This is a genomic window from Rhizobium sp. P40RR-XXII, assembly GCF_012641405.1.
Lineage (GTDB): Bacteria > Pseudomonadota > Alphaproteobacteria > Rhizobiales > Rhizobiaceae > Rhizobium.
The window spans coordinates 54,493-78,314 of record NZ_JABAII010000008.1; the positions used below are offsets into that span (position 1 = coordinate 54,493).

At 60.7% G+C, this 23,822-nt stretch carries 26 protein-coding genes and 1 tRNA gene; 13 read left to right on the forward strand and 14 right to left on the reverse strand.

Features of this window, described 5'->3' with window-relative positions:
* Positions 1-174 precede the first annotated feature (174 nt).
* The gene (locus HGP16_RS16795) at positions 175-1,101 is read left to right on the forward strand and encodes an oxidoreductase (protein ID WP_168841162.1); all 927 of its coding nucleotides are present in this window, start codon (positions 175-177) and stop codon (positions 1,099-1,101) included.
* A gap of 46 nt (positions 1,102-1,147) precedes the next feature.
* Here HGP16_RS16795 and HGP16_RS16800 read toward each other — a convergent pair whose 3' ends face one another.
* Positions 1,148-1,624 carry a BA14K family protein gene (locus tag HGP16_RS16800; protein ID WP_409526846.1) on the reverse strand — a complete coding sequence of 159 codons (477 nt, stop codon included), beginning with the start codon at positions 1,622-1,624 and terminating at the stop codon, positions 1,148-1,150.
* A 150-nt stretch (positions 1,625-1,774) separates the two neighbouring features.
* Between HGP16_RS16800 and HGP16_RS16805 the strand changes: the two genes are divergently transcribed.
* Together HGP16_RS16805 and HGP16_RS16810 are read left to right on the forward strand one after the other, a co-directional pair.
* Positions 1,775-2,224 carry a MarR family winged helix-turn-helix transcriptional regulator gene (locus HGP16_RS16805; protein ID WP_168841163.1) on the forward strand — a complete coding sequence of 150 codons (450 nt, stop codon included), beginning with the start codon at positions 1,775-1,777 and terminating at the stop codon, positions 2,222-2,224.
* The gene (locus HGP16_RS16810) at positions 2,221-3,777 is read left to right on the forward strand and encodes an MDR family MFS transporter (RefSeq protein WP_168841164.1); all 1,557 of its coding nucleotides are present in this window, start codon (positions 2,221-2,223) and stop codon (positions 3,775-3,777) included. Before HGP16_RS16805 ends, HGP16_RS16810 begins: the two co-directional genes overlap by 4 nt.
* A 264-nt stretch (positions 3,778-4,041) precedes the next feature.
* Here the strand turns inward: HGP16_RS16810 and HGP16_RS16815 are convergent, their stop codons facing one another.
* On the reverse strand, positions 4,042-4,485 hold the full coding sequence (locus HGP16_RS16815) for an SgcJ/EcaC family oxidoreductase (protein ID WP_168841165.1): 444 nt from the start codon (positions 4,483-4,485) through the stop codon (positions 4,042-4,044).
* A gap of 61 nt (positions 4,486-4,546) precedes the next feature.
* Here HGP16_RS16815 and HGP16_RS16820 point away from each other — a divergent pair, with 61 nt between their 5' ends.
* The gene (locus tag HGP16_RS16820; protein WP_168841166.1) at positions 4,547-4,987 is read left to right on the forward strand and encodes a MarR family winged helix-turn-helix transcriptional regulator; all 441 of its coding nucleotides are present in this window, start codon (positions 4,547-4,549) and stop codon (positions 4,985-4,987) included.
* Positions 4,988-5,142: 155 nt separating this feature from the next.
* Here HGP16_RS16820 and HGP16_RS16825 read toward each other — a convergent pair.
* From HGP16_RS16825 to HGP16_RS16835, 3 genes are all read right to left on the reverse strand, one after another.
* Positions 5,143-5,219, reverse strand: a tRNA-Arg gene (locus HGP16_RS16825).
* 125 nt (positions 5,220-5,344) lie between these two features.
* On the reverse strand, positions 5,345-6,865 hold the full coding sequence (locus HGP16_RS16830) for a sensor histidine kinase (RefSeq protein ID WP_168841167.1): 1,521 nt from the start codon (positions 6,863-6,865) through the stop codon (positions 5,345-5,347).
* Positions 6,866-7,037: 172 nt separating this feature from the next.
* A complete protein-coding gene (locus tag HGP16_RS16835; RefSeq protein ID WP_168841168.1) occupies positions 7,038-9,047 on the reverse strand; it encodes a methyl-accepting chemotaxis protein in 2,010 nt (669 codons plus the stop codon).
* Between the two features lie 419 nt (positions 9,048-9,466).
* Between HGP16_RS16835 and rpmH the strand changes: the two genes are divergently transcribed.
* The 3 genes from rpmH to yidC are packed head-to-tail and all read left to right on the forward strand — an operon-like array spanning position 9,467 to position 11,830.
* Entirely contained in the window at positions 9,467-9,601 is a 135-nt protein-coding gene (gene rpmH, locus HGP16_RS16840) for a 50S ribosomal protein L34 (RefSeq protein WP_149632926.1), read from the forward strand.
* Between the two features lie 25 nt (positions 9,602-9,626).
* Positions 9,627-10,028: a ribonuclease P protein component gene (gene rnpA, locus HGP16_RS16845; RefSeq protein WP_168841169.1), complete on the forward strand. Its 402-nt coding sequence runs from the start codon at positions 9,627-9,629 to the stop codon at positions 10,026-10,028.
* Positions 10,028-11,830, forward strand: coding sequence for a membrane protein insertase YidC (yidC, locus tag HGP16_RS16850; RefSeq protein ID WP_168841432.1), 1,803 nt, complete (start codon positions 10,028-10,030; stop codon positions 11,828-11,830). Before rnpA ends, yidC begins: the two co-directional genes overlap by 1 nt.
* Positions 11,831-11,921: 91 nt before the next feature.
* Here yidC and arsK read toward each other — a convergent pair whose 3' ends face one another.
* Genes arsK through HGP16_RS16870 form a run of 4 tightly spaced genes read right to left on the reverse strand, consistent with a single transcriptional unit; the run spans position 11,922 to position 14,595 of the window.
* Positions 11,922-13,133, reverse strand: coding sequence for an arsenite efflux MFS transporter ArsK (arsK, locus tag HGP16_RS16855; RefSeq protein WP_168841170.1), 1,212 nt, complete (start codon positions 13,131-13,133; stop codon positions 11,922-11,924).
* A complete protein-coding gene (arsC, locus tag HGP16_RS16860; RefSeq protein WP_168841171.1) occupies positions 13,090-13,518 on the reverse strand; it encodes an arsenate reductase (glutaredoxin) in 429 nt (142 codons plus the stop codon). The genes arsK and arsC overlap by 44 nt, the downstream gene beginning before the upstream one ends.
* A complete protein-coding gene (locus HGP16_RS16865) occupies positions 13,515-14,216 on the reverse strand; it encodes an MIP/aquaporin family protein (protein ID WP_168841172.1) in 702 nt (233 codons plus the stop codon). The genes arsC and HGP16_RS16865 overlap by 4 nt, the downstream gene beginning before the upstream one ends.
* A gap of 25 nt (positions 14,217-14,241) precedes the next feature.
* Positions 14,242-14,595, reverse strand: a complete 354-nt coding sequence (locus tag HGP16_RS16870) for a helix-turn-helix transcriptional regulator (RefSeq protein WP_168841173.1) — start codon at positions 14,593-14,595, stop codon at positions 14,242-14,244.
* A 42-nt stretch (positions 14,596-14,637) separates the two neighbouring features.
* Between HGP16_RS16870 and HGP16_RS16875 the strand changes: the two genes are divergently transcribed.
* Complete coding sequence (locus HGP16_RS16875; protein ID WP_168841174.1) at positions 14,638-15,150, forward strand: DUF6428 family protein; 513 nt, start codon at positions 14,638-14,640, stop codon at positions 15,148-15,150.
* A 122-nt stretch (positions 15,151-15,272) separates the two neighbouring features.
* Positions 15,273-15,932, forward strand: coding sequence for a ribosome biogenesis GTP-binding protein YihA/YsxC (gene yihA, locus HGP16_RS16880; RefSeq protein WP_168841175.1), 660 nt, complete (start codon positions 15,273-15,275; stop codon positions 15,930-15,932).
* 73 nt (positions 15,933-16,005) lie between these two features.
* Here yihA and HGP16_RS16885 read toward each other — a convergent pair whose 3' ends face one another.
* From HGP16_RS16885 to HGP16_RS16895, 3 genes are all read right to left on the reverse strand, one after another.
* Entirely contained in the window at positions 16,006-16,563 is a 558-nt protein-coding gene (locus HGP16_RS16885; RefSeq protein WP_168841176.1) for a fasciclin domain-containing protein, read from the reverse strand.
* A 108-nt stretch (positions 16,564-16,671) separates the two neighbouring features.
* Positions 16,672-17,385, reverse strand: coding sequence for an anti-sigma factor domain-containing protein (locus tag HGP16_RS16890; protein WP_168841177.1), 714 nt, complete (start codon positions 17,383-17,385; stop codon positions 16,672-16,674).
* Positions 17,382-17,921 (reverse strand): sigma-70 family RNA polymerase sigma factor, encoded by a 540-nt coding sequence (locus HGP16_RS16895; RefSeq protein WP_168841433.1) that lies wholly within the window; start codon positions 17,919-17,921, stop codon positions 17,382-17,384. Before HGP16_RS16895 ends, HGP16_RS16890 begins: the two co-directional genes overlap by 4 nt.
* A 398-nt stretch (positions 17,922-18,319) precedes the next feature.
* On the opposite strand from HGP16_RS16895, the gene argB reads away from it, so the two are divergent.
* A complete protein-coding gene (gene argB / locus HGP16_RS16900) occupies positions 18,320-19,207 on the forward strand; it encodes an acetylglutamate kinase (protein WP_120662855.1) in 888 nt (295 codons plus the stop codon).
* Between the two features lie 48 nt (positions 19,208-19,255).
* On the opposite strand, the gene HGP16_RS16905 is transcribed toward argB, so the two are convergent.
* On the reverse strand, positions 19,256-20,026 hold the full coding sequence (locus tag HGP16_RS16905; protein WP_168841178.1) for an isocitrate lyase/phosphoenolpyruvate mutase family protein: 771 nt from the start codon (positions 20,024-20,026) through the stop codon (positions 19,256-19,258).
* Between the two features lie 217 nt (positions 20,027-20,243).
* Here HGP16_RS16905 and HGP16_RS16910 point away from each other — a divergent pair, with 217 nt between their 5' ends.
* Both HGP16_RS16910 and HGP16_RS16915 read left to right on the forward strand, forming a co-directional pair.
* Positions 20,244-20,948, forward strand: coding sequence for a pyrimidine 5'-nucleotidase (locus tag HGP16_RS16910; protein ID WP_168841179.1), 705 nt, complete (start codon positions 20,244-20,246; stop codon positions 20,946-20,948).
* A gap of 127 nt (positions 20,949-21,075) precedes the next feature.
* Complete coding sequence (locus HGP16_RS16915) at positions 21,076-21,687, forward strand: EF-hand domain-containing protein (protein WP_168841180.1); 612 nt, start codon at positions 21,076-21,078, stop codon at positions 21,685-21,687.
* A 61-nt stretch (positions 21,688-21,748) separates the two neighbouring features.
* Here HGP16_RS16915 and HGP16_RS16920 read toward each other — a convergent pair whose 3' ends face one another.
* Positions 21,749-22,621, reverse strand: a complete 873-nt coding sequence (locus HGP16_RS16920; RefSeq protein WP_168841181.1) for an LOG family protein — start codon at positions 22,619-22,621, stop codon at positions 21,749-21,751.
* 214 nt (positions 22,622-22,835) lie between these two features.
* Here HGP16_RS16920 and dapD point away from each other — a divergent pair, with 214 nt between their 5' ends.
* Positions 22,836-23,693 carry a 2,3,4,5-tetrahydropyridine-2,6-dicarboxylate N-succinyltransferase gene (dapD, locus tag HGP16_RS16925; protein ID WP_168841182.1) on the forward strand — a complete coding sequence of 286 codons (858 nt, stop codon included), beginning with the start codon at positions 22,836-22,838 and terminating at the stop codon, positions 23,691-23,693.
* Positions 23,694-23,822: the final 129 nt, after the last annotated feature.

Consider the following 23,822-nt stretch of genomic DNA (forward strand, 5'->3'; position numbering starts at 1 on the left):
GAGCAGCGTGGCAATTCAAAGGCATGCCGCGCCACTAGGCCGTCGAAACCGCTGATAATGCAGGCGTGACCGTGGATTTCACGCTTACATATTTTCATCTATTGCAAACTTGCATTTAGTATAGAAATTACCAGATACAATGAACAATGCCAATCTCTTTACAGGAGTTTCCGCATGCCAGACTGGACAGTGAAGGATATCCCGCCGCAGACAGGTCGCATCGCGGTCATCACCGGCGCCAACAGCGGCATAGGCTACGAGGCGGCGAAGGCGCTGGCGGGCGCCGGCGCAAAGGTCATCATCGCCTCGCGCAACGAGACCAAGGCCAACGAAGCGCTCGCCAATATCCGCGCGGCAATACCCGCGGCGGACGTCACGTTCGAACCGCTGGATCTCGCCAGCCTCGATTCCGTCGCCCGCACGGCCGGCCGCATCGCCGCTACTGTTCCGCGTATCGATCTGCTCATCAACAATGCCGGTGTCATGGCCATTCCCGATCGGCATGAGACGGAAGACGGTTTCGAGATGCAGATGGGCGCCAATTATATCGGACATTTCGCCTGGACCATGCGGCTGTTGCCGAAAATTTTCGCGGCCGACAACCCGCGCGTCGTCACCGTCAGCAGCCTGGCACATCGCGGCGGCAGGATCAATTTCGACGATCTGCAGTGGCGCAGGCGCTATCGGTCCTGGTCCGCCTACTGCCAATCGAAGCTGGCAACGCTGCTGTTCAGCCTGGAGCTCGACCGAGTGGCCCGCGCCGAAGGCTGGAAGCTGAAAAGCGTTGCCGCCCATCCCGGCTATGCTGCAACAGGCCTGCAGACCACAGGTCCACGCATGGGCCGCGACCGGGCGGGCAGCCTCGAAATCATGACGAGATTGCTGGGGCCGTTTCTATCGCAAACGGCAGCAGCCGGCGCCCTGCCGACGCTCTTTGCCGCCACCTCTCCCGCAGCGGAAGGCGGCGCCATGTATGGCCCCGATGGTTTCTACGAAATCAGGGGCGCGCCGGTGCGCGCCAAGATTGCTTCGCACGCCCGCAACCAAGCCATCTGGCGGCGGCTATGGGACGTTTCGGAGCAATTGACCGCAGCAACCTGAAACAAACCCCTCCCGCTCGGCAGGGAGGGATTGAACGGCTGTCAGATCAGGGGCCCACGCACTGACGGCGCGGACCGTTGGTCGGCTGATAGGTGTTATCGGAAGCATGGTATGTCTTATACCGGCTCGCGCACCAGCGAACGTGGGCGCTGCCGCGGGCCGGACGGGCGACGGCTCCGCCGATAATTGCGCCGGCGGTAAAGGCGGCCATCGGGTACCACCAACCATCATTATAGCGTCGGTAGCCCGGACGGGCATAGCGATAGCCGCGATGGCCGTGCCAATAGCCCGGACGGTGATGCGGACGGTAGTACGGCCGATAGTGCGGACGGTAATGCCGGCGATAGTGTCGGTTGTGATGGCGATATTGCACTTCGGTCACGCCGGCGGGCTGGCTTTCCGTCTGCTGGATTGCCGGCTGGATCAGGGGTTGGATCGGCGCGGCTGCCGCCGGATCGAAAGAGGTAACGGCAAGCAGGGCACTCAAGGCAGTCACTGTCACGGTCGTCAGGAAACGTTTCACAGCTCTTCTCCTCCTCCTCGCGGGTCGCAATATGCTTGAACGACGCGCAATGATTGAAAATGTTTCATAATATTATCGCTTGCGCAAGTACATCCCGCGCGATAAACCTATAGATAGGAAGCCTACCTATCTATCAGCAAGCGAGGCTCGATGAGCAAAGCCGACCGCCGTCACGGGATCCAAGATGCCTATGCGCTCGCCGAAGCGCTGCGGCCCGCCCTCCACCGCCTGCACCGGCAATTGCGACGCGAGAGCGGCGAGGCCGGGCTGTCGCCGCTGCACGGCCTGCTGCTGGTCGCCATCATCCGCCAACCGGGCATCGGCGTGGCCGAATTGGCGCGGATGGAGAAGCTGCGCGGGCCGACGATATCAGGACATGTAAAAGCCATGGAGCGGGATGGCCTCATCGCGCGCGCGGAACCCGATCCGAACGATCGGCGCCGCAATGGCCTGATCGCCACCGAGAAGGGGCGGGAATTCATTCGCCGCCTGAAGCAACGGCGAACCGATTGGCTCGCCTCCGAGCTCGTCAAACTGTCGCCCGAAGGCCGCGAAGCCATCCATGCCGCGATCGAACCGCTGATGGAGATCGGTCAATGAACGCCGAAAGCATCAACACCGCCCCACAACCGGTGCCGACAACGGCCGATCAGCCCGATCGCCGCGAGATCCGCGCCGTCATATTCGGCCTGATGATCGTTCTCGGCCTCGGCGCCATCGACCAGAGCATCGTCGCGACCGCGCTGCCCCGTATCGTCAGCGATCTCGGTGGGCTGACGCATCTCTCCTGGGTCGTCAGCGCCTATGTGCTTGCCTCCACCAGCACCATGCCGCTCTATGGCAAGCTCAGCGACCAGTACGGCCGCAAGCCGATGATCTATGCGGCGATCCTCATCTTCCTTTTGGGCTCGGTGCTGAGCGGCATGGCGCAGACGCTCATGCAGCTCATCATTTTCCGGGCGATCCAGGGCATCGGCGCCGGCGGATTGCTGCCGTTGGCGCAGATCATCATCGGCGACATCGTGCCGCCGGCGAGACGCGGGCGCAATCAGGGTTCGATCGCCGCCGTCTTCGCCGTCTGCAGCGTCATCGGCCCGATCGCCGGCGGCGTCATCACCGATCTCCTGTCGTGGCATTGGATCTTCTATGTCAACCTGCCGATCGGCGCCGTCGCCCTCGTCATGATCGGCCGGGCACTGAAGTGGCCGCATCAGGCGCGCAGCCGTCGCATCGACTATCTCGGCGCGACGCTGCTGACCGGCTGCACGACGAGCTTCCTGCTGGTGCTCGCACTCGGCGGCAACGAATGGGCCTGGAACTCGCCGGAGATCTTCGGCCTGTCCGCCGCAGCGCTCGTCCTTTTCGTCTTTCTCATTCGTCACATCCGGCGCGAGCCCGAGCCGGTGCTGCCGCCCGATCTCTTCCGCAACCGGCTGTTCGTCGTCGCCTGCATCGTGCTCGCCCTGACCTTCATGGGCATGCTCGGGGCGAGCCTGTTCTTTCCGCTGTTCTTCCAGATGGTCATGGGGGTCAGCCCATCGCATTCCGGCCTGCTGACCGGGCCGCTGATGATCGGCGTCGTCATCTCCTCCATGGTGAACGGGCGCGTGCTCCTACACCGTTTCGGGCGCTACAAGCCGGCGCAGCTCTGCGGCCTCAGTCTCGCAACGGCCGCCTTCGCAACGTTCGCCTGGGCGGCGGCCACCAGCCAGGGCTTCTGGATCATCGAGCCCACAATCTTCGCCCTCGGTCTCGGTCTCGGGCTGGTCATGCCTACCATGACGATCGCTGTGCAGAATGCCCTGCCGCTTGCCCATCGCGGCGTCGGAACCGCAACGCTTGCCTTCTTCCGTTCGCTCGGCGGCCTCATCGGCGTCACGGGCTCCGGCGCGATCCTCGCCTACCGCGTGCGGAATGCCGGCGGCGTCCTCGACGGGATGCATGTGTCCTCATTGACCGAAGCCGGCATGAAGCAACTCGCCACCGCCTCCCCCGAGGCGCATGACGCAGCGACAGCGCTCTATCGCCACGCGATCGCCATGACATTTGCAACGGGAACGGTCATCGTAGCACTGGCGCTGATCGCGCTGCTGTTTCTGCCGGAATTGCCGCTGAAGACGGATCATGGGCAGGGAACGAAGCGCCCTGGCTGACCGGCGCCATGAGGCCGTTCATCGGCAAGCGCTCCGCGAGCCGGATATTTGGCTTCGGCCGTGAGATCGCGGTGGGGGAGCCTGTATACCTCCACCGCGTATCGACGGGTTATCGATCCCTATCCGGGATATCGCCACGTCTCGAAAATCTGGCGCGATATCGTTACGGAAGCAGAACCCCGGTATCCTTGTGCTTATTCTCCAGGAAGCCCCGCTTCGCTCAATACGCAGCCAATTTGTCACATCTCGGCTGTGAAGAGCGCGTCAACTCTGCAACTTACGTTGAGCTTCCGCTTTGCCATCCTCCGGCAGGTCCATGTTGTGCATGACGGCAATTGACCAGACGTCGTGTTCGCGCACGATCACCATATTGATCAGCCCGTGGCGTTCAGGCCATTCATTCCCTTCCGGATCACGCGCGCCCGTCATGCTCCAGTGAATGTCGAGCGCGATAACATCGGGGCGGATAGGACGCGTTTGGGTTTTAGTGGCTTTGAGCCGACTATCCTTGAACATCGTCTCGAATATGGGCCTGTGAAACTGCTCGATCGATGATCGGCCCGTCGCCTTCATTCCAAATACGTTGGTGAAATCGGCGTCTTGCGCAAATATCGCGGAAAAGGCGCCGGCATCGTGGCTATTCCATGCGGCGACGAACGCATCGACGATTTGTTGCGCGGCTTGTCCAACGTCCGAATGCAGTGACATCTCGCGTCCCCTCCTTTAGTATGAATGCCATACTATATGGCAACCGGAATTAATTGGAAATATGGTAACGCCTTACACGCAATCACTTCTGCTCTACGCCTATCAAGCCTCCGCACACGCGCTCACCCAGACGCTGCACGAGCGCGGCCATCCAGTCATCCGACCGAAGCATGGCGCAATCTTTGCCAATATTGATGAAGAGGGAACCCGAGCCAGCCTGCTTGCCGAGAGGGCGGGCATGGGCAAGGCCGCGATGGGCGAGCTGATCGATGATCTGGAACGTCTCGGCTATGTCGAGCGGGCGCCAGACCCTACGGACAGGCGCGCCAAGCTCGTCACCCCTGGGCCGAAGGCGCGGCAGGTGATGCAGATCGTTCACGAATTTAACGACGGGATCGAACGACGATATCGTGAGCTATTGGGAGAGCAAGCCTATCAGATATTGCGCACCGCCCTGCGGACCATCGCGGCAAAGGACGACATGCAGCCCAGAATGCGTTAAGGCAAAGCAACGGGCAGATATTCTGGCGGGTTATAACATTCGGCGGTGGCAGCGTCGGCCGCACAACGGCATCAACGTCACAAGCTATCGCGAATGCTTGCTTAGTTCGAAGCTAAGCCAAGTAGCTTAAAGCCTGTTCCGATATAGTGGAAAAATGGCGCACCCGAAGAGATTCGAACTCCTGACCCCCAGATTCGTAGTCTGGTGCTCTATCCAGCTGAGCTACGGGTGCGTGGCCGAAACGGAAGAAACCGTTGGCGTGGGCGGTTCTCTAAAGCGTCCCTTGAGGGAATGCAAGTGGATTTGTGAAAAAGATCGCGATTTTCGCGCATATTGACAGTAAGCGACTGAAAACAATCATCTTTCTTGGAAGCTTCTGCTGCGGTAGTCGTCGAGGGACACCGGGCGGTCGGGAATCTCGATGCGGAACTGCGTGCCGGCCATCGGCTTTTCGACGAGCGCAATGGTGCCGCCATGGGCAAGCACGAGCTCGCGGGCGATCGCCAGGCCAAGGCCCGTGCCGCCGGAGCGGGCTGAACCGCGGAAAGCCGTGAAGAGGTTTTCGCGCGCCTTCTGCGGCATGCCGGGTCCGGTGTCATCGACGGTGATGCTGACGACACTGCCGATTCGATGCGCCGACACCGTGATTCGCCTGATGCTGTCCGGATCCGTCTCGCCGAAAGCGATCAGCGCCTGATGGGCATTGCGGCAGAGATTGTGAATGACGCGGAACAGCTGCTCGCCGTCGGCATCGACCTCCAGATCAGGACTGAGCTGTTCGGCGAATTCTATGCCGCTATCGGGATCGATCGCGAGGATATCGCGGACCTCGCCGACGAGCTCAAGGAGACGAATCTTACGCCGGCGCGGCGCCGACTCGGTGGTCTGGCCGTAGGACAGCACCTCGGTCGTATAGCCGACGGCACGGTCGATGGTCCGCAGCAGCTTCGGCGCGAAGCGCTTGACCATCGGATCGTCGACATCGACAAGACGGTCCGACATCAGCTGCGCGGCCGAGAGGATATTGCGCATGTCGTGATTGATCTTCGAAACGGCCAGCCCGAGAGCAGCGAGATTCTTCTGCTGCTTCAGGGTCTTCTGCAGTTGCGACTGCATGGAGGCGAGATGGCGGCCGGCCACGGCAAGCTCGTCGCCTCCCCTGTCGGGAACGAGGACGCGGCCCGGATCCTCCGGATCGTCCGAATAGGCCTGCATACTGTCCGTCAGCCGGCGGATCGGGCGGAGCATCATGCGGTTGATCGCAAAGAAGATCAGTGTCGCCGTGAACAGCGAGATCAGGATGGAGACGAAGAACACACTGACCGAATAGGCCAGCATCGCATTGCGCAGGCGCGTATCTTTCAGCACCACCTCGATACCAGTGTTGGCATCGCCGCCGACCGGACCGAAAACACGGATGATGCGGCCACCGCCAAACAGCAGCGTATCGAGCGCATCCTTGATTGCGGTCAGCTGGGATACGTCGCTGAGATCGTATTTCTCATCGACGGACGCCGGCATTTCGGCCGTCGCCAGCAGGCGCGAGGTGCCGTCCTTGCGCAGAACGATGGCCCGCGTACCCGTGGCCATCAACGTTTCCTTCTGCAGTGCACGGGGTAGTTCGGCTGGCTGCAGGCCGTCGATGACGATGGCGGCGGCGGCGGCCGTGTTCAACCGATCCTCCAGCCAGCGCAGCCGCATATTGGCGACGGAGGGCACGAAGATCATCACTTCCGCCAGGGAAATGAAAACAACGGTCAGAATGAGGAGCTTGCCGGAAAGGCCGCCGAAGATGCCCGTAGGCCGGCAAAACTGGGACAGGCCGCCCTTGGCGACCTTGCCGCTCGCTGCGGCGTCCTTGTCCTGCCCACTGTCCATTTCAATTGTCCCGCTTCGCTGCAAAGCGACTTGATGGCGACCTCATCGAAACTAGATAATAGGTGATTGTGGGCTTTTTTCCAATCGGCTCCGCGCCTGGACAAACAGGCAAGGCCGGCCGCGCCGCTCGGGCGCCCTGGCCGGCCTCGTATTTGACCTCATAGTCGAAAGATCAGAATTCTTCCCAGCCCTGCGCCGCGGTGGCCGGTGCGGCCGCCGCCCCGCCGCCGAACGCGGTCGCGACGCTATCGATCATGCGGCGTGCCGGCGACGCTGTCGGACGATGCGTCTCGGTGCGGGCGGCCACGGGTGCGGCGATATTGACGGCATCGACCTTGAAGCGCGAAACGAGATGGACAAGGCCATCGGCTTCGGCTGCCAGGCGATGGGTCGCAGCCGAAGTCTCTTCGACCATGGCGGCATTGCGCTGGGTGACTTCATCCATCTGGTTGACGGCCATGTTCACCTCGGACAGGCCGGTTGCCTGTTCGCGCGCCGCCGTCGCTATCGAATGGATGTGATCATTGATCTTCAGCACGCGGGCTTCGATGGAGGACAGCGCCTCGCCGGTCGCCTGCACGAGCTTGACGCCGACCTGCACTTCGCCGCCGGACTTGCCGATCAATGCCTTGATGTCCTTGGCCGCCGTGGCGGAACGCTGAGCGAGCTCCCGCACTTCCTGAGCGACGACGGCAAAGCCCTTGCCCGCCTCGCCGGCACGCGCCGCCTCGACGCCCGCGTTCAATGCGAGAAGATTGGTCTGGAAGGCGATGTCGTCGATCACGCCGATAATCTGGCTGATCTCGCCCGATGCCTGCTCGATGCGGCCCATGGCGTCGATGGCGTTGCGAACCACCGTGCCGGAGCGAGCAGCGTCGTCCTTGGCTTCGCCGACCATGACGCTCGCCTCGCGCGCCCGCTCCGTCGAGTTCTGCACGACGGAGGTGATCTCATCGAGCGCTGCTGAGGTTTCCTCAAGTGCCGCCGCTTGCTGTTCGGTGCGCTTGGAGAGGTCATCGCTGGCGTGACGCAGCTCATTGGTGTTGGAGTTGATCGAACCGGTGGTCCCGCGCACTTCGCTCATGGTGCTCTTCAGCGTTGCGAGCGTCGCATTGACGTTCTGCTGCAGCTCGGCAAAGGCGCCCTGGAACTCGCCCTTCATCGCCTGGGTCAGATCGCCGTCAGCCAGGCTCGCGATGACGCGGCGGACTTCGCCGATGCCGGTATCGACGCTTATCAGCAGCTCGTTGACGTTGCCGGCGAAGCGATTGAGATTGACGTCGCCGTAGTCCTTCTCGATGCGGCGGCTAAAATCGCCGGCCGCCGCGGCCGAGACCGCGAGAGACATGCTCGACTGAAGCTCGTCGCTCTTGGCGCGCATGGCCGTTTCCTCAGCATTCATGCGGCGCACGGCATTGCCGTTTTCCTTGAAGACGTCGACGGCGGCGGCCATCTCGCCGATTTCGTCGCCACGGCCGGCAAACGGCACCTCTATATCGAAATGGCCGTCGGCGACATTCTTTATCGCATCGGTCACCTTGCGGATCGGGCGGCTCAGGTGGACGGTTCCGATGTAGGCGCCGAGGCCGACACCAGCCACGATACCGGCGATCATGATGCCGAGGACGACCCACAGGACGTTGCTGTGGAAGGTGGTGATCTCGGCTTCGGCCTTTGCAAGTTCCGCCTTGTCGGTCTGGACGACGGCATCGATCTCAGCCTGGAAAGCCTTGCGGTTGGCGCGGTTCGCCTCGTTGTTGCCCTGCTTGCCTGCCGCATCCGGGCCATCGGTCACGCCGAGCCTGGCCGTTTCCGTACGAAAGACGCGAAACTCCTGGGCACGGGCCTGCAGCTTGGTGAATTCCGGCTTCTGCGCCTCCGGCACCAGAGGCGCCCAGCTCGTCAGAACCTTGTCGATTTCGTCGAGATCGACCATCAGTCCGTCGGCAAAGGGCTTGGAATCCTTTACCGCGGCCGCAGCGTAGATGCCGCGCGCTTCCATGACCACCGCGGTCACGTAGCGATTCAGGCGCTCGCCCATGTAGGCGCGGCTCGCGGTCTGCTCGTAGCTTTGTAATTTCTGGTCATATTGATGCAACGCATAGAGAGCGGTGGCGCCAATCAGAAGCGCCGCCCCGGCCATGACAGATACAAGCAGATTTATTTTGCCGCGAATTTTCACAATATCCCTCCGGCGCAGATCCCATCCCCCATAAATCGATGGGTTTCACCACACAGAGCTAGATATCGACTAAAATCATTAATGTTACATTGAGTTATTTTTAATCTAAGCGCCTGACATTCCTCACTATACTTGCCGTATATTTTAGAAATTATAAATCTTACATTCAAGGTTGTGCGCGCCGTCCGCCGAGAGCAGTAGCCAGATAGCAACCAGTCGTTGCCGATCGCGCGAAATTGCCGGACTCAAAGGAATCTGCGCCCATATAATTGACTTCCGGGGCCTTGATCCGTATAAGCCCGCGGACGTCCGGTCATGATGCCTGCCTTTGCGGGCCAAGTCCGTTCGCCATAATCAATAACGCTCCTTGCTATTGAAGCAAAGCTCAAGAAGGGCCGCACTCCGCGGTGTTTAAATAAATGAAGCGTACCTACCAACCATCCAAGCTTGTCCGCAAGCGTCGCCACGGCTTCCGTGCGCGCATGGCCACCAAGGGCGGCCGCGCGGTTCTTACCGCTCGCCGTAACCGTGGTCGCAAGCGTCTTTCGGCCTAAGGGCCGAAGTGCCCGATGATCCAGTATGGCGGGCAAATTGACGAATGAACGACCCAAAAAGACTGTCGGGCGGCTGAAAAGCCGGCCGCAGTTTCTTGCCGTCCGCGAAGGCGAGAAGCGCAGAGGCAGCTTCTTCCTCATAGAAATGCTGGACCGCAAGACCGCCGACGCCGAACCCCGCGTTGGTTTTACCGTTACCAAAAAACATGGCAACGCGGTGGAGCGCAACCGCATGCGGCGCAGGCTGAAAGAAGCCGTGCGGCTTCAAGCCGGATTTGCAATGCAGCCCGGACACGACTATGTGGTTGTCGCGCGACGCGAGGTGCTGACCGCGCCTTTCGAAAAACTGGCGAGCGAACTCGTAAGCCGCATCGAAACCAGGCCGAAACACCGGCGGTCGGAAACGGACCGCTCCAGGAAAGTATGATGGAAAACAACCGCAATTACTTCATTGCAATTGCACTGTCCGTGCTGATTGTCCTCGGCTGGCAGTTTTTCTACATGAACCCGCGCCTCGAGGCGCAGCGCCAGGCCGAGCAGGCCGCCAAGCAGCATCAGCAGACGCAGCAGGCTCAGACGACGCAGTCGCCTGCCGCGGGCACCGCGGTGAACGGCTCGCTGCCGGCAAACGGCCAGACGGCGCCGACGGTTCTAAGCCGCGACCAGTCCGTCGCCAAGACCGCTTCCTCGCGCGTTGTCATCGATACGCCGGCACTTGCCGGTTCCATCAACCTGGAAGGCGCCCGCCTCGACGATCTCCGTCTCAAGACCTATCACGAGACCGTCGACAAGAGCAGCCCGATCATCACGCTGTTCAGCCCGGCCGACACCAAGGATGGCTACTTCACCGAACTCGGCTATGTCGGCGGCGAAGCGACGGGCGCGGTTCCCGGCCCGTCGACCATGTGGACGCTCGCAAGCGGCGACAAGCTGACCGACAAGACGCCGGTGACGCTGTCCTACACCAACGACAAGGGCATTACCTTCACCCGCACGATTTCCGTCGACGATCGTTACATGTTCACGATGAGCGACAAGATCGCCAACAGCGGCCAGGCACCAGTTTCACTGTCGAGCTACGGCCGCGTCACCCGCTACAACAAGCCCGAGACGCCTTCCGCCTACGTCCTGCATGAAGGCTTCATCGGCGTCATCGGCGACGATGGCCTGATCGAGACCAAATATGCGTCCACCGAAAAGGAAGCCACGACGCCCGCCAAGGCGACCGGCGGCTGGCTCGGCATGACCGACAAGTACTGGGCCGCAACCATCGTGCCGCCGCAGTCGACCGCATATGATGCCCGCTTCTCGCACTTTACCGACGGCACGCCGCGCTACCAGGCTGACTACAAGGAAGATGCCGTCACGGTTGCTCCCGGTCAGTCGATCGACCTGAAGAACCTCATCTTCGCGGGCGCCAAGGAAGTTCCGGTCATCGACCGCTACGAGACCAGCTATTCGATCCCGCGCTTCGACCGCCTGATCGACTGGGGCTGGTTCTATTTCATCACCAAGCCGATGTTCAAGCTGATGGACTTCTTCTTCCGCTACTTCGGCAATTTCGGCGTCGCCATCCTCTGCACCACCATCGTGGTCAAGGCTCTCTTCTTCCCGCTCGCCAGCCGGCAGTATGCCTCGATGGCGAACATGAAGCGCATGCAGCCGAAAATGGAAGAGCTGAAGGCCAAGTTCGGCGACGATCGCATGGGCCTGCAGCAAGCGACCATGCAGCTCTACAAGGAAGAGAAGATCAATCCGATTGCCGGCTGCTGGCCGGTGCTCTTGCAGATCCCGATCTTCTTCTCGCTCTACAAGGTGATCTACATCACCATCGAGATGCGTCATGCGCCGTTCTTCGGCTGGATCCAGGATCTTTCCGCGCCGGATCCGACCTCGATCGTCAACCTGTTCGGCCTGCTGCCCTTTGTGGCTCCGACCTTCCTGCATCTCGGCGTCTGGCCGCTGATCATGGGCGTCACCATGTTCTTCCAGATGCGCATGAACCCGACGCCGCCGGACCCGACCCAGGCAATGATCTTCAACTGGATGCCGCTGGTATTCATGTTCATGCTGGCAAGCTTCCCGGCCGGCCTCGTAATCTACTGGGCCTGGAACAACACGCTCTCGGTCATCCAGCAGTCGATCATCATGAAGCGCCATGGCGTCAAGGTGGAACTCTTCGACAATCTGAAGGGCCTCTTCAAACGAAAACCGGCCCCATCGAAATGACGGCAAAAGCCCCGCTCCGCGGGGCTTTTCGTTATTTGGCGGCGGGTGCCATCGCACGCGAACTCGGGCACCGACGCGCCGCCAATAACGGTCACCGCAATGCCGCGATGGAAGATAGAGCAGCGATGGAAAGCCCGCCCAAAGCGGCCGTGACGGCGAGTGACGGCGTGATGCCGATATTCGCCATCGCGAATGCCAGGACGAACGGGGCAAGAGCTGAAAGGATCAGCCGTGCCGCCATCATCTTTCCCTGAAGCTTCCCGTAGCCGTCGCTGCCGAAAAGGTGCAGAGGCAGCGTTCCGGTGACGATGCTGAGGAGGCCGTTGCCCATGCCGAAGATCATCGCGAAGGCCATGGCGCCGGGCACGGAGGGAGCCGAAAGCAGAAGTACGAGCACCCCGCCCGGAATCAGCGCCGAGGCGATCACGGCCAGATGCAGTGCGGGCAGGCTCTTGCCGAACACCATGTTGATGAGGCGGCTGCCGACCTGCGACGGGCCGAAGAGTGTCCCCACAAGCGCGGCGGTCGCGCCAAGGCCGAGGCCGGATAGCAACGGCACCAGATGCACGAGGATGGCCGAACTGACGAGCGACATCAGCGAAAAGCCAGTGACCATGATCGCAAAGCCGAGGCGACGACGAGCAGGTAGCAACACCCCCTCGACGCGCGCAGCGACGGTCGATGCCTTCGCCCCGTGCGTCGATCCCTGACGCGACAACCACGCGTGGATTGGCAGGCAGAGACAGAGGTTGAGGGCGGCGAAAACCAGATAGACGTTCTGCCAGGCGAGATGGGCATGAAGTGCCGTGGTTATCGGCCAGAAGATTGTCGAGGCGAACCCGGCAATCAGCGTCAGATGGGTAATGCTGCGGGAAGCGGCCTGTGGCCGGATCTGCACGAGCAGCGCAAAGGCGGCGCCATACTGGACCAGATTGGCGGAAACCTCGATCGCGATGAGTGCGGCGACATAGACCGCCTTGTTGGGCGCTAGGGCGCAAGCGGCCAGAGCTGCGGCCGCCACGAAGGATCCGATCGTCATCACCCGTGCAGCGCCGATCCTGTCGAACAGCACGCCCAGCCACGGCGCGGTGAGGCCGCCGGTGAGAAGCGCGACCGACAATGCGCCAAAGACCCATTCGCTCGACCACGCGAACTGCATGGCCATATCGGGCGCAAGGATGCTGAAACTGTAATAGAGGGTGCCGTAACCGATGATCTGTGTAACGCCGAGCGCAAACACGGCATGAAGCGGCACGCGTTCAGACAAGGCGCTTGCCGTCGGCGTCGAGAACCTGCTCGCCATCTTCCTTGATGAACGGGCCTTTATACGTATCGGGCAGGATATCCAGGACAACCTCCGAAGGCCGGGCCAGACGCGTGCCCATGGGCGTGACGACGAACGGGCGGTTGATCAGGATCGGATCCTTCAACATGGCATCGAGCAATTGGGCATCGGTCAAGTCCGGATTGTCGAGGCCGAGCTCGGCATAGGGCGTGCCCTTTTCGCGGATCGCCTGCCTGACGGTCAAACCCGCATCGGCAATCATCTTGACGAGATCATCGCGACTTGGCGGATTGCTCAGATATTCGACGACGGTCGGCTCGATGCCGGCGTAACGGATCATTGCCAAGGTGTTGCGCGAGGTGCCGCAGTCGGGATTGTGGTAGATCGTAACATCCATGGTCATGGGGCGGGTTCCGTTTCAGCGAGAGTTTGAGGATTGCGGGCTTCCATCAGCAGCCAGTTCGCAAGCGTCAGTGCCAGCAATGCGCCGAGGATTTCCGCCACGATAAAACCCGGCAGATCGACAGGACGGATGCCGGCGAAGGTGTTCGTCAGCGAGCGGGCGACTGCGACAGCCGGATTGGCGAAAGAGGTGGAAGCGGTAAACCAGTATGCAGCCGTGATGTAGAGGCCGACCAGCCATGATACGGCGTCGGCGCGAAACCGCAGGCCGGAGAGGATGACGAAGACGAGGCCGAAGGTGGCCGCCACCTCGGCCAGCCATTGCGCGCCGCCGCTGCGGATGGTTGTCGAGGCCTGCAGCAGTGGCAGTTCGAACATGGCATGCGCGAGGATCGTTCCGGCAATGCCGCCGAGGATCTGGGCGACGACATAACCCAGAGCCGACATCGCGGCCAGCTCGCGGCGTATCGCAAAGACCAGCGATACGACCGGGTTGAAGTGGGCGCCGGATATCGGCCCCAGGACGGCGATCAGCACGACGAGGATCGCGCCCGTAGACAGCGTATTGGCGAGCAGCGCAAGCGCCGTATCGCTCGTCAGTCTGTCCGCCATGATGCCCGAACCGACGACCGTCGCGACCAGAAGGCCCGTACCCAGGGCCTCCGAGATAAGACGGCGCGAAAGCGGAAAAGATGTCATGGCTTCAGGCCCCATATCAGCATATTCATGGAACATTTCTCGCAGCTGGTACGCAGCAGGCAGCGACTTGCGCCGCCGGCGCGCAGACCTCCGGATGCCCCGCGCAGCAATCTTCCATCAGGAAGCGGACGAGAGCTCCGAGCACATCGTAGTTGGCGGTGTAGACGATAGAGCGGGATTCCCGCTGCTGGCCAATGAGGCCGGCCCGATCCAGTTCTTTCAGATGGAACGAAACATTCGAGGGCGATACCTCCAGCTTCTCTGCAATCATGCCCGCAGCCATCCCATCAGGACCGGCAACGACGAGCATGCGGACGATCTGCAGGCGGGTCTCCTGAGAGAGTGCGCCGAACGAAGCGAGGGCTTGACCTTCATCCATATTTCAATAATCCTTGAAGTGTTGAAATATGGAGTACATCAAATGAATGCGATCGACAAGACCCCGTCTTCGGATATCAACCTCGGCCTTTTGCTTGAGACTTTGGCCGTTGCCGGCGATCTGCCCCTTGTATTCCGCTATGACGGTCGGCCGGTGAGGCCGGGCTATCACGTCACAGAAGTTAAGGCCGGGCAGTTTTCGGCATTGGACTGCGGGGCCAACCCGGAAGCATGGGCTGAGATTTTCGTGCAGCTTTGGGATATCGAGGAAGGCAACCGCACGCATATGCCGGCGGGTAAATTCGCCGCTATCATCCGCAAAGTTTCCGAGCACGTGCAGCTCGACGGCTCCGCGAGGTTGACCTTTGAGGTGAGCGACGGGGTGCAGCCGATGCAGCTCTACTGCGCATCAACTCCTGTCGTCGGCGACGATGCCGTGTATGTCGAACTCACTGCCCGCGCGGCCAGCTGCAAGCCACGTGACCGGTGGCTGGCAGAACAGACCCAAGCGGCAACCTCCTGTGGATCAGCGAATGCTGCCAAGTGCTGCGGCTAGTCATTACCCACTCCTTGGCCGATACCGAAGCTCGGCAGCACGAAGCCAAATGCCGATCAAAACTTGACTTTCGCGGACAAAAGCTTGAAGCCAATCCGCGGAACCAAGCAAAGATCGAGAGAATGGCAGATCAGACGACCAAAGACGACAAGCCGCTTTTCGGGCGTCCGTGGATTTTCATCCGCGGCGTGCCGTCGATGAAGTTTCTGCCGCCGGAAGGGCCGCTGGAAGTGGCTTTCGCCGGACGCTCCAATGTCGGCAAGTCGTCGCTGATCAATGCGCTTGTGGGGCATAGGGGGCTTGCGCGCACGTCCAACACGCCGGGCCGCACGCAGGAACTCAACTATTTCGTGCCCGACGGCTTTTCCGGAGAAGGCGCCGACCTGCCGCCGATGGCGCTGGTGGACATGCCGGGCTACGGCTATGCGGAAGCGCCGAAGGAACAGGTGGATGCCTGGACGAAGCTCGTCTTCGACTATCTGAGGGGACGCACGACGCTGAAGCGCGTCTATGTGCTTATCGACAGCCGCCACGGCATCAAGAAGAACGACGCGGACGTTCTGGACCTGCTCGACAAGGCCGCGGTGTCCTACCAGATCGTGCTCACCAAAACCGACAAGATCAAGGAAGCGGGCATACCGAAGCTGCTCGCCGATACCGCCGAAAAAATCCGCAAGCGCCCCGCTGCCTATCCCGGCATCCTCGCCACCTCCTCGGAAAAAGGCGTAGGACTTCAGGAATTGCGCGAGGCCATCGGGCTGACGGTCGGGATCGACGTCTGACGCCCGCATCGACGGATGAGGCCGCCGCTCCCTACCCCGCTTTGGAGAACGGCGGCCGTGTTGCCGCGAAGGATTACATTTTCGGCAACAACACCTTATCGACGACATGGATCACGCCGTTCGACTGCTTGACGTCGGCGATGGTTATCTGAGCGGTTCCGCCGGCCTCGTCGGTCAAAGTCAGCCTGCCGCCCTGAGCCATGGCCTTGATCGTGCAGCCGCCAACTGTCTTCAGATCATACTCACCACCCTTGCTCTTCGCCCATTTCCTGATGGCGGCGGCCATGTCATCGCCCGCGACGACATGGCAGGTCAGCACCTTCACCAGCTTTTCCTTGTTCTCCGGCTTCAGCAACGTCTCCACCGTACCGGATGGCAATTTCTCGAAAGCCTCGTTGGTGGGGGCAAAGACCGTGAAAGGGCCTTTGCCTTCCAATGTGCCGACCAGGCCCGCAGCCTTCACGGCCGCGACCAATGTCGTGTGATCCTTCGAATTTACGGCATTCTCGATGATGTTCTTGCTGGCAAACATCGCAGCACCGCCCACCATGGGATCCTTGGCATAGGCAAGGCTGGTTGCGGCAGACAGCATTGCCGCCACGGCGGCAACGCAAAACACGGTCTTGGTCATGACGTCTCCTCTTCCCTCTATTGCCCCGATCAAGCGGGGTCGGAAGAAGATACGGAGCGCGCTGAAAAGAGTTTCAGCCGCAGCGGCGTTTCCGCAATACGCCGTTCATCAAGGCAAATGGATCGTACCGGAGGCGACGACATCGCCCGTAGGCTTGCCGGTCGGCGAGCCGCCGAAGGGCTCGACGCTGACGGCGATGATCGCGCCTTCGGTCAATCTGCCGTGAAGTTCCGGCGGCAGAATGATTTCGCCGTCGCCAGTCTGCGGCAGGACACCCAGGGCCTCGGCAGGATCGCTACCGCGAATCAGCCACAACTCCAGCGATTTCTCTTCCGGTTTACCGGCGGCGATCGGCGTCACTTTCAGACGCCCATTGGCGACGTCGTAATTGGCCAGGAGATTGATAGGGCTGTTCTGGCCGGAAAGGGATGCGGTGAGCTGCTTGCCGGGGGCAGGCCGCAAGACGCCTTCATTCGTGATGGCGAAGACGAGCACGCCGGCTGCCACGAACAACGAGCCGAAGGCGACCGAACGCCAAAGCATCAGCGAATTCCAAAGATGGGCGCCGAGTGCCGCCTCCCCGAAAATCCTCTTTTCGATCTTCGGAAACACGGTGGCCCCAGGCGTCACCGCGTCGTATTCTTCGTTGAATTCCGATAGGTTCTGCTCCCAGCGGCTGACGATGGCGGCAAATTGACGGTCGCTGCGCATGCGGCGCTCGACCTTCTGCCGGTCCTCCAAGGAAAGCACGCCAAGCACATATTCTCCGGCCAGGACTTCATCGCGGGAGCGGCCTCCCTTGCTTTGATCGGGCGTACTCATCGGTCCATGCACTCTCTCAGTCTGATCAGGCTTCGGCGCAGCCAGGTGCGCATAGTATTCAATGGCACAGCGTGTTGGTCGGCGAGCTCTTGGTAGCTCAAGCCCTCGACATAGGCGCTGCGAACGGCCCGTGCGCGATCAGCTTCCAACTCTTCCATGCACCTGTCAATCCGCCTTCCCTCTCCCTTCACGATTGCTTGCTCTTCAGGGCCGGGTTCCAGGTCGGCAAGATCGTAGGCTGCGTCTATTTCGTCGGCCACGGGCTTGCGGGCGCGGACGAAATCGATGGACCGATTGCGCGCGATTGTCGTCAGCCAGGGCATCGCCGGCCCTTCCGAGGCTGTAAACTGCTCGGCGCGCTGCCAGATCCTGATATAGACCTCCTGCAAAACGTCTTCCGCATCCGCCCTGTTGCCGACAATACGCAGGCAAACACCAAGAAGTTTTGAGCTGCTGTGTTTATAGAGCACAACAAAGGCTTTCTGATCGCGCATGGCAACGCGACCGATCAGCGCTTCCATCTCCTCGCTCGCCATCCACCCCCCCGGGGTGACGCCTGCACCATCTTTAGAAGAAAACTCTCCCACGGCAAACGTGCCAAGGCCATCAATTTCGGCGACGCTCATGTGACATAGCGTCAACTAGAGCCGGATGATTTTAGGTCTGTTCGACCTAAAATCTGAATCCGCTCTAGAATCAAAGAAGTAGAGCGTGATGTCGTCCGAAAACCGCCTACACTTTTCAGCATCACGCTCTAAAAGCACGGCGCGATCTTTCAGATACGCTTTTCGCGCTTTAGATATTTGATTTGGCGCATGTCGTTATCGCAAAACCGCTGAACACTTTTGCGCGACATGCTTTAATCCCGTTATCATTATTCCCTCTGTCAAAAACTTGAGATAAAAGGCCCGCGAACAATTCCGAAGGGTGCACCATGTCCGAAGCCCAAAGCGAACTCCAAGCCAACCTGCTCGCACAGGCGCTGCCCTACATGCAGCGCTATGAAAACAAGACCATCGTCGTGAAATATGGTGGCCACGCCATGGGCAACGTCGAACTCGGCAAGGCCTTTGCCGCCGATATCGCCCTCCTGAAGCAATCCGGCGTCAATCCGATCGTCGTCCATGGCGGCGGCCCGCAGATCGGCGCCATGCTGACGAAGATGGGCATCGAATCGAAATTCGAAGGCGGACTGCGCGTCACCGACCAGAAGACGGTTGAGATCGTTGAAATGGTGCTTGCCGGCTCGATCAACAAGGAAATCGTCGCGCTGATCAACCAGACCGGCGAATGGGCGATCGGTCTTTGCGGCAAAGACGGCAACATGGTCTTCGCCGAGAAGGCGCACAAGACCATCAAGGATCCGGATTCCAACATCGAGCGCGTGCTCGATCTCGGCTTCGTCGGCGAAGTCGTCGAAGTCGACCGCACCCTGCTCGATCTGCTCGCCAAGTCCGAGATGATCCCGGTCATCGCGCCGGTTGCCCCCGGGCGCGACGGCGCGACCTACAACATCAATGCCGACACCTTTGCCGGCGCGATCGCCGGCGCGCTGAGCGCCACGCGCCTGCTGTTTTTGACCGACGTTCCGGGCGTGCTCGACAAGCAGGGTCAGCTCATCAAGGAGCTTTCCGTGGCGCAGGCCCACGCGCTGATCGCCGACGGCACGATTTCCGGCGGCATGATCCCGAAGGTCGAGACCTGCATCGACGCCATCAAGGCGGGCGTTCAGGGTGTCGTCATCCTCAACGGCAAGACGGCTCACTCCGTGCTGCTCGAAATCTTCACCGAGCACGGTGCCGGTACGCTGATCGTTCCGTGAAAGGGTTCAGGCGCCCCGCGGAAGAGCTGTGGGGCGCCGCCAGGCCGTTCAGGACGGCCGGTAGATGGCTTCGGCCTCGCTTTTCAACATTCCCATGACCGATCGGTACGGCGCTGGCCCATAGCTTATGCGGCTGACGCCCAGCCTTGCCATGGTCTCGTTATCAGGCGTCGTCGGACGCACCATGATGTTGACGGGCAGAGGGGAGCGTTCGCAGAGCGCGCCGATCAATTCCGGATCGACGAGCCCCGGCGCGAAGAAGCCGCTGGCACCGGCCTCGGCAAAAGCATCGGCGCGACGAAAGGCGTCATCCAGCAGGAGCTGATGATGCGCCGTATCGGTTTCCTGCAGGAACAGATCGGTACGGGCATTGATGAACAATGGCATCTCGCGGCGATCGGCCATTTCGCGGATTGCGCGGATGCGCGCCGCCTGCGTCTCGACGGGATGAACGCCGTGGCCGCCGATGACCTGATCTTCGAAATTGATGCCGACGGCGCCATGATCCATGATCTTTTCGACATTGGCGGCGACGTCTTCGGGTTCGACGGCATAGCCACCCTCGAAATCGACAGACAAGGGCAACGGGCTCGTCACCGAGATCAGCTTGGCGGTCACCGCCAGCAGTGACAAGGGTATCGCCTCGCCATCGCCGAAGCCGTTGGCAGCAGCGACCGACCAGCTTCCCGTCGCCAGCGCCTTCGCGCCCGCCTCAGTGACGGCCTTGGCAGAGCCCGCATCCCATATATTGAAAAGGATCACCGGCTCACCTTTGCGGTGCAGCTGAGCGAATTCTTGCGCCTTTTCCACCTGACTCATCGCATCCCCTCCGAAAAGCCCGGCCGGGCGAATCTCTCTCCACAACCCGAGAGAGCGTAAGCCCTCCCTCACATGAAGGATAGAGTAAAAGCCCGGAAATCAATAGTAAAATCATAGTGGGTATCGAAGTGGACGGCAAACTCCTCGATATGACCCGTATGTTGCAGCACGCATATTTTCCTTCCCCTCCCGGGAGAGGGCGTGCGATAAGCTTTCCATGAGCCACACAAAAACACTATCCGAACCATCAGATTTCTCCCACATCCGCGATTGGGTATTCGATCTCGATAACACGCTCTATCCGCATCATGTCGATCTCTTCGCGCAGATCGACAGGAACATGACCGCCTATGTCTCCGCCCTCTTGCAGATGGATAGGGAAGAAGCGCGAAAGCTGCAGAAGCAATATTACCTCGAGCACGGCACGACCCTGCAGGGATTGATGATCCATCACGGTATCGATCCCAATGATTTCCTGGAAAAGGCCCATGCGATCGACTATTCGGCGCTGACGCCCCAGCCGGAACTGGCCGCCGCCATCAAGGCGCTGCCGGGACGCAAGTTCATCTTCACCAATGGCAGTGTCAAACATGCGCAAGCGACGGCCGGCGCGCTCGGCATTCTCGACGGTTTCGATGACATTTTCGATATCGTTGCGGCCGACTACGTGCCGAAACCCGCAGGCTCGACCTATGATAAGTTCATGAGCCTCAACCGCGTGGACACGAAGAGGGCGGCCATGTTCGAAGACCTGCCGCGCAATCTGACCGTGCCCAAGGCGCTCGGCATGAAAACCGTGCTGCTGGTGCCCCAAAACCTCGAGACGACCGTCGTCGAATGGTGGGAGCGCACCACGGGCGAGGACGATCACATCGACTATGTGACCGACGACCTGACGAGCTTCCTCAAGACGTTGATTTAACATCAGGGATTTAACCATTCATTAGGGCGGGGTTACCAAAGTTTCATCCGCCTTACAGAGGTTTAATTGGTCGTTTTCGACCGCCAGCCGTATCGTTTGACCATTCCTCGACACGAAAGGAAAAACGATGAACGGAAAAAAATTTCTTCTTGCAGGACTTTCCGCAGCCCTTCTGGTGGGTGCCGCCGCCCAGGCAAGCTTTGCAGCGCAGGGCGACGAGGCACGGGGCGAGCATAGCGGACGCTGGCATGGACCTCGTTTTTCGCCGGAAATCGTCTATGTGCGCATGTTGAAACAATTCGGCCAGCCTGGCGACACGAAGGTCACCAAGGATGAGGTGAAGGCCGGCGTCGACAAGATCTTCGACCAGATCGACACCAACCACGACGGCGAGATCACCCCCGGCGAACTACGCGCCTATCGTCAGGAACGCATCAAGGAATGGAAGGCCGAGCACGCCAAGGCAGATGGCGACCAGGCCCAGAACGATCAGAGCAAGGGTGACGAGGCTCAGGCCGACAATAACGGCCCGCGCCATCACAGGCCGCATGGCCGCTTCATGCACGAAGCAGGCTTGATGCGCGGCATGATGCTCTTCCATCGCATCGACAAGGATGAAAACGGCCAGATCAGCAAGCAGGAAGCCGAAGACGCCGCCAACAAGCTCTTCGACCGCATGGATCGCAACCATGACGGCGCGATCTCGCTGGACGACATGCCGAACCGGCCGCTGCTGTAAACCGATCGATCAACCCGATCCGAAAGCCCGCCCTCGCCTTTGCGATGGCGGGCTTTCGTCGTCAGTGCCCGTTATCGTGCTCGTAGAAATCCGCGACGATCTTCCAGGCTTCGTCGGCGGTATCAACGAAGCTGATCAGGTTTACATCGTCAGGCGCAATGGTGCCGAATTCGGCCAGCGCTTCGAAATTGACGATGCTGCGCCAGAACTTCTCGCCGAAGAGAATGAGCGGCAGGCGCTCCATGCGGCCGGTCTGGATCAGCGTCAGGCATTCGAACAATTCGTCGAGCGTGCCGAAGCCGCCCGGAAATACCGCGATCGCCTTGGCGCGCACCATGAAATGCATCTTGCGGATGGCGAAATAGTGAAAATTGAAGCTGAGCTCCGGCGTCACATAGGCGTTCGGCGCCTGCTCATGCGGCAGCACGATGTTGAGGCCGATCGACGGCGCTCCTTCTTCGGCCGCACCGCGATTGCCCGCTTCCATCACGCCCGGGCCGCCGCCGGTGACAACGACATATTCGTGGAAGTCGAAGCCGGCGGAATAGCGCGAGCAGAGCCGGGCGAACTTGCGCGCCTCCTCGTAATACACCGATGCGGCCTCGAGATTGGCGCGCTGCACATCGTTGCGCGCGGCCCATGCATTGGTGCCGGGCGCGGGAATGCGCGCGCCTCCGAACATGACGACGGTCGAATTGATGCCGCGTTCGGTCAGATACATTTCGGTCTTCAGCAATTCGAGCTGCAGGCGGATCGGCCGCAGTTCCTCACGGCACAGAAAATCCTCGTCCGCATAAGCAAGCCGGTAGGAGGGCGACATCGACTGCGGCGTGCGCGGCACGGACTCGGCCCGCTTCTTGTCCGCCGAGCTCGTCTTCAACGGGTCCCAAACCCCGTCCTTACGCCTCAGCCTGCCGTTCTTCGCCTTGCTCATCTATTCATGCCTTTCGAATCGATCATGACGGGCCGTTCCCGCGTGCGGGCGAGAGTAGCCAAGCTCTTGCATATGCCCCTACAACGCCTTGAATCCAAGCTCAATCGGCGCGGAAAAGACATTCCATTTTCAAACTCCATGCTATAGGACCAATCGACCGCTTCCGGACCCTTGCCGGAAATCACGATAGGCACTGACGTTTTAAGGAATTCCCATGAGCGCTAACGATCTCGCCTCCCTCGAAAAGTCCATCGAGGCTGCCTTTGACAATCGCGACAATGTGAACACCTCGACGCGCGGCGAAGTCCGCGAGGCCGTCGAAACGGCGCTCAATCTCCTCGATAGCGGCAAGGTTCGCGTGGCCGAGCGCGGTGCGGACGGCAACTGGACCGTCAACCAATGGCTCAAGAAAGCGGTTCTGCTCTCCTTCCGCCTGAACGACATGAAGATCGTCGAAGGCGGCCCCGGCAATGCCACCTGGTGGGACAAGGTTCCCTCGAAGTTTGAAGGCTGGGGTGAGAACCGCTTCCGCGACGCCGGCTTCCGCGCCGTGCCGAATGCCGTCGTGCGTCATTCCGCCTATATCGCTCCCAACGCCATCCTGATGCCGTCCTTCGTCAATCTCGGCGCCTATGTCGGCGAAGGCACCATGGTCGACACTTGGGCGACGGTCGGCTCCTGCGCGCAGATCGGCAAGCACGTGCACCTCTCCGGCGGCGTCGGCATCGGCGGTGTGCTGGAACCGATGCAGGCCGGCCCGACGATCATCGAGGACAATTGCTTCATTGGCGCCCGCTCCGAAGTCGTCGAAGGCTGCATCGTCCGCGAGGGCTCCGTGCTCGGCATGGGCGTCTTTATCGGCAAGTCGACCAAGATTGTCGATCGCGCCACCGGCGAGATCACCTATGGCGAAGTTCCGCCCTATTCGGTCGTCGTCGCCGGCTCGCTGCCGAGCAGCAACACCATGGCGAACGGCCAGCCGGCCCCCAGCCTCTATTGCGCCGTCATCGTGAAGCGCGTCGACGAAAAGACCCGCTCGAAGACCGGCATCAACGAGCTGCTGCGCGATTGAATTGTAAGATTTTGGAAGCGCGATCGTCACATCGCGCTTCCCTCATGCTTGCCGGGTGAGCATGCCTGTGCGATTGCTGGAATCGCGGCAAAGAATTTCGACTCGTCGCCGATCCTTTGCCATCGCTTT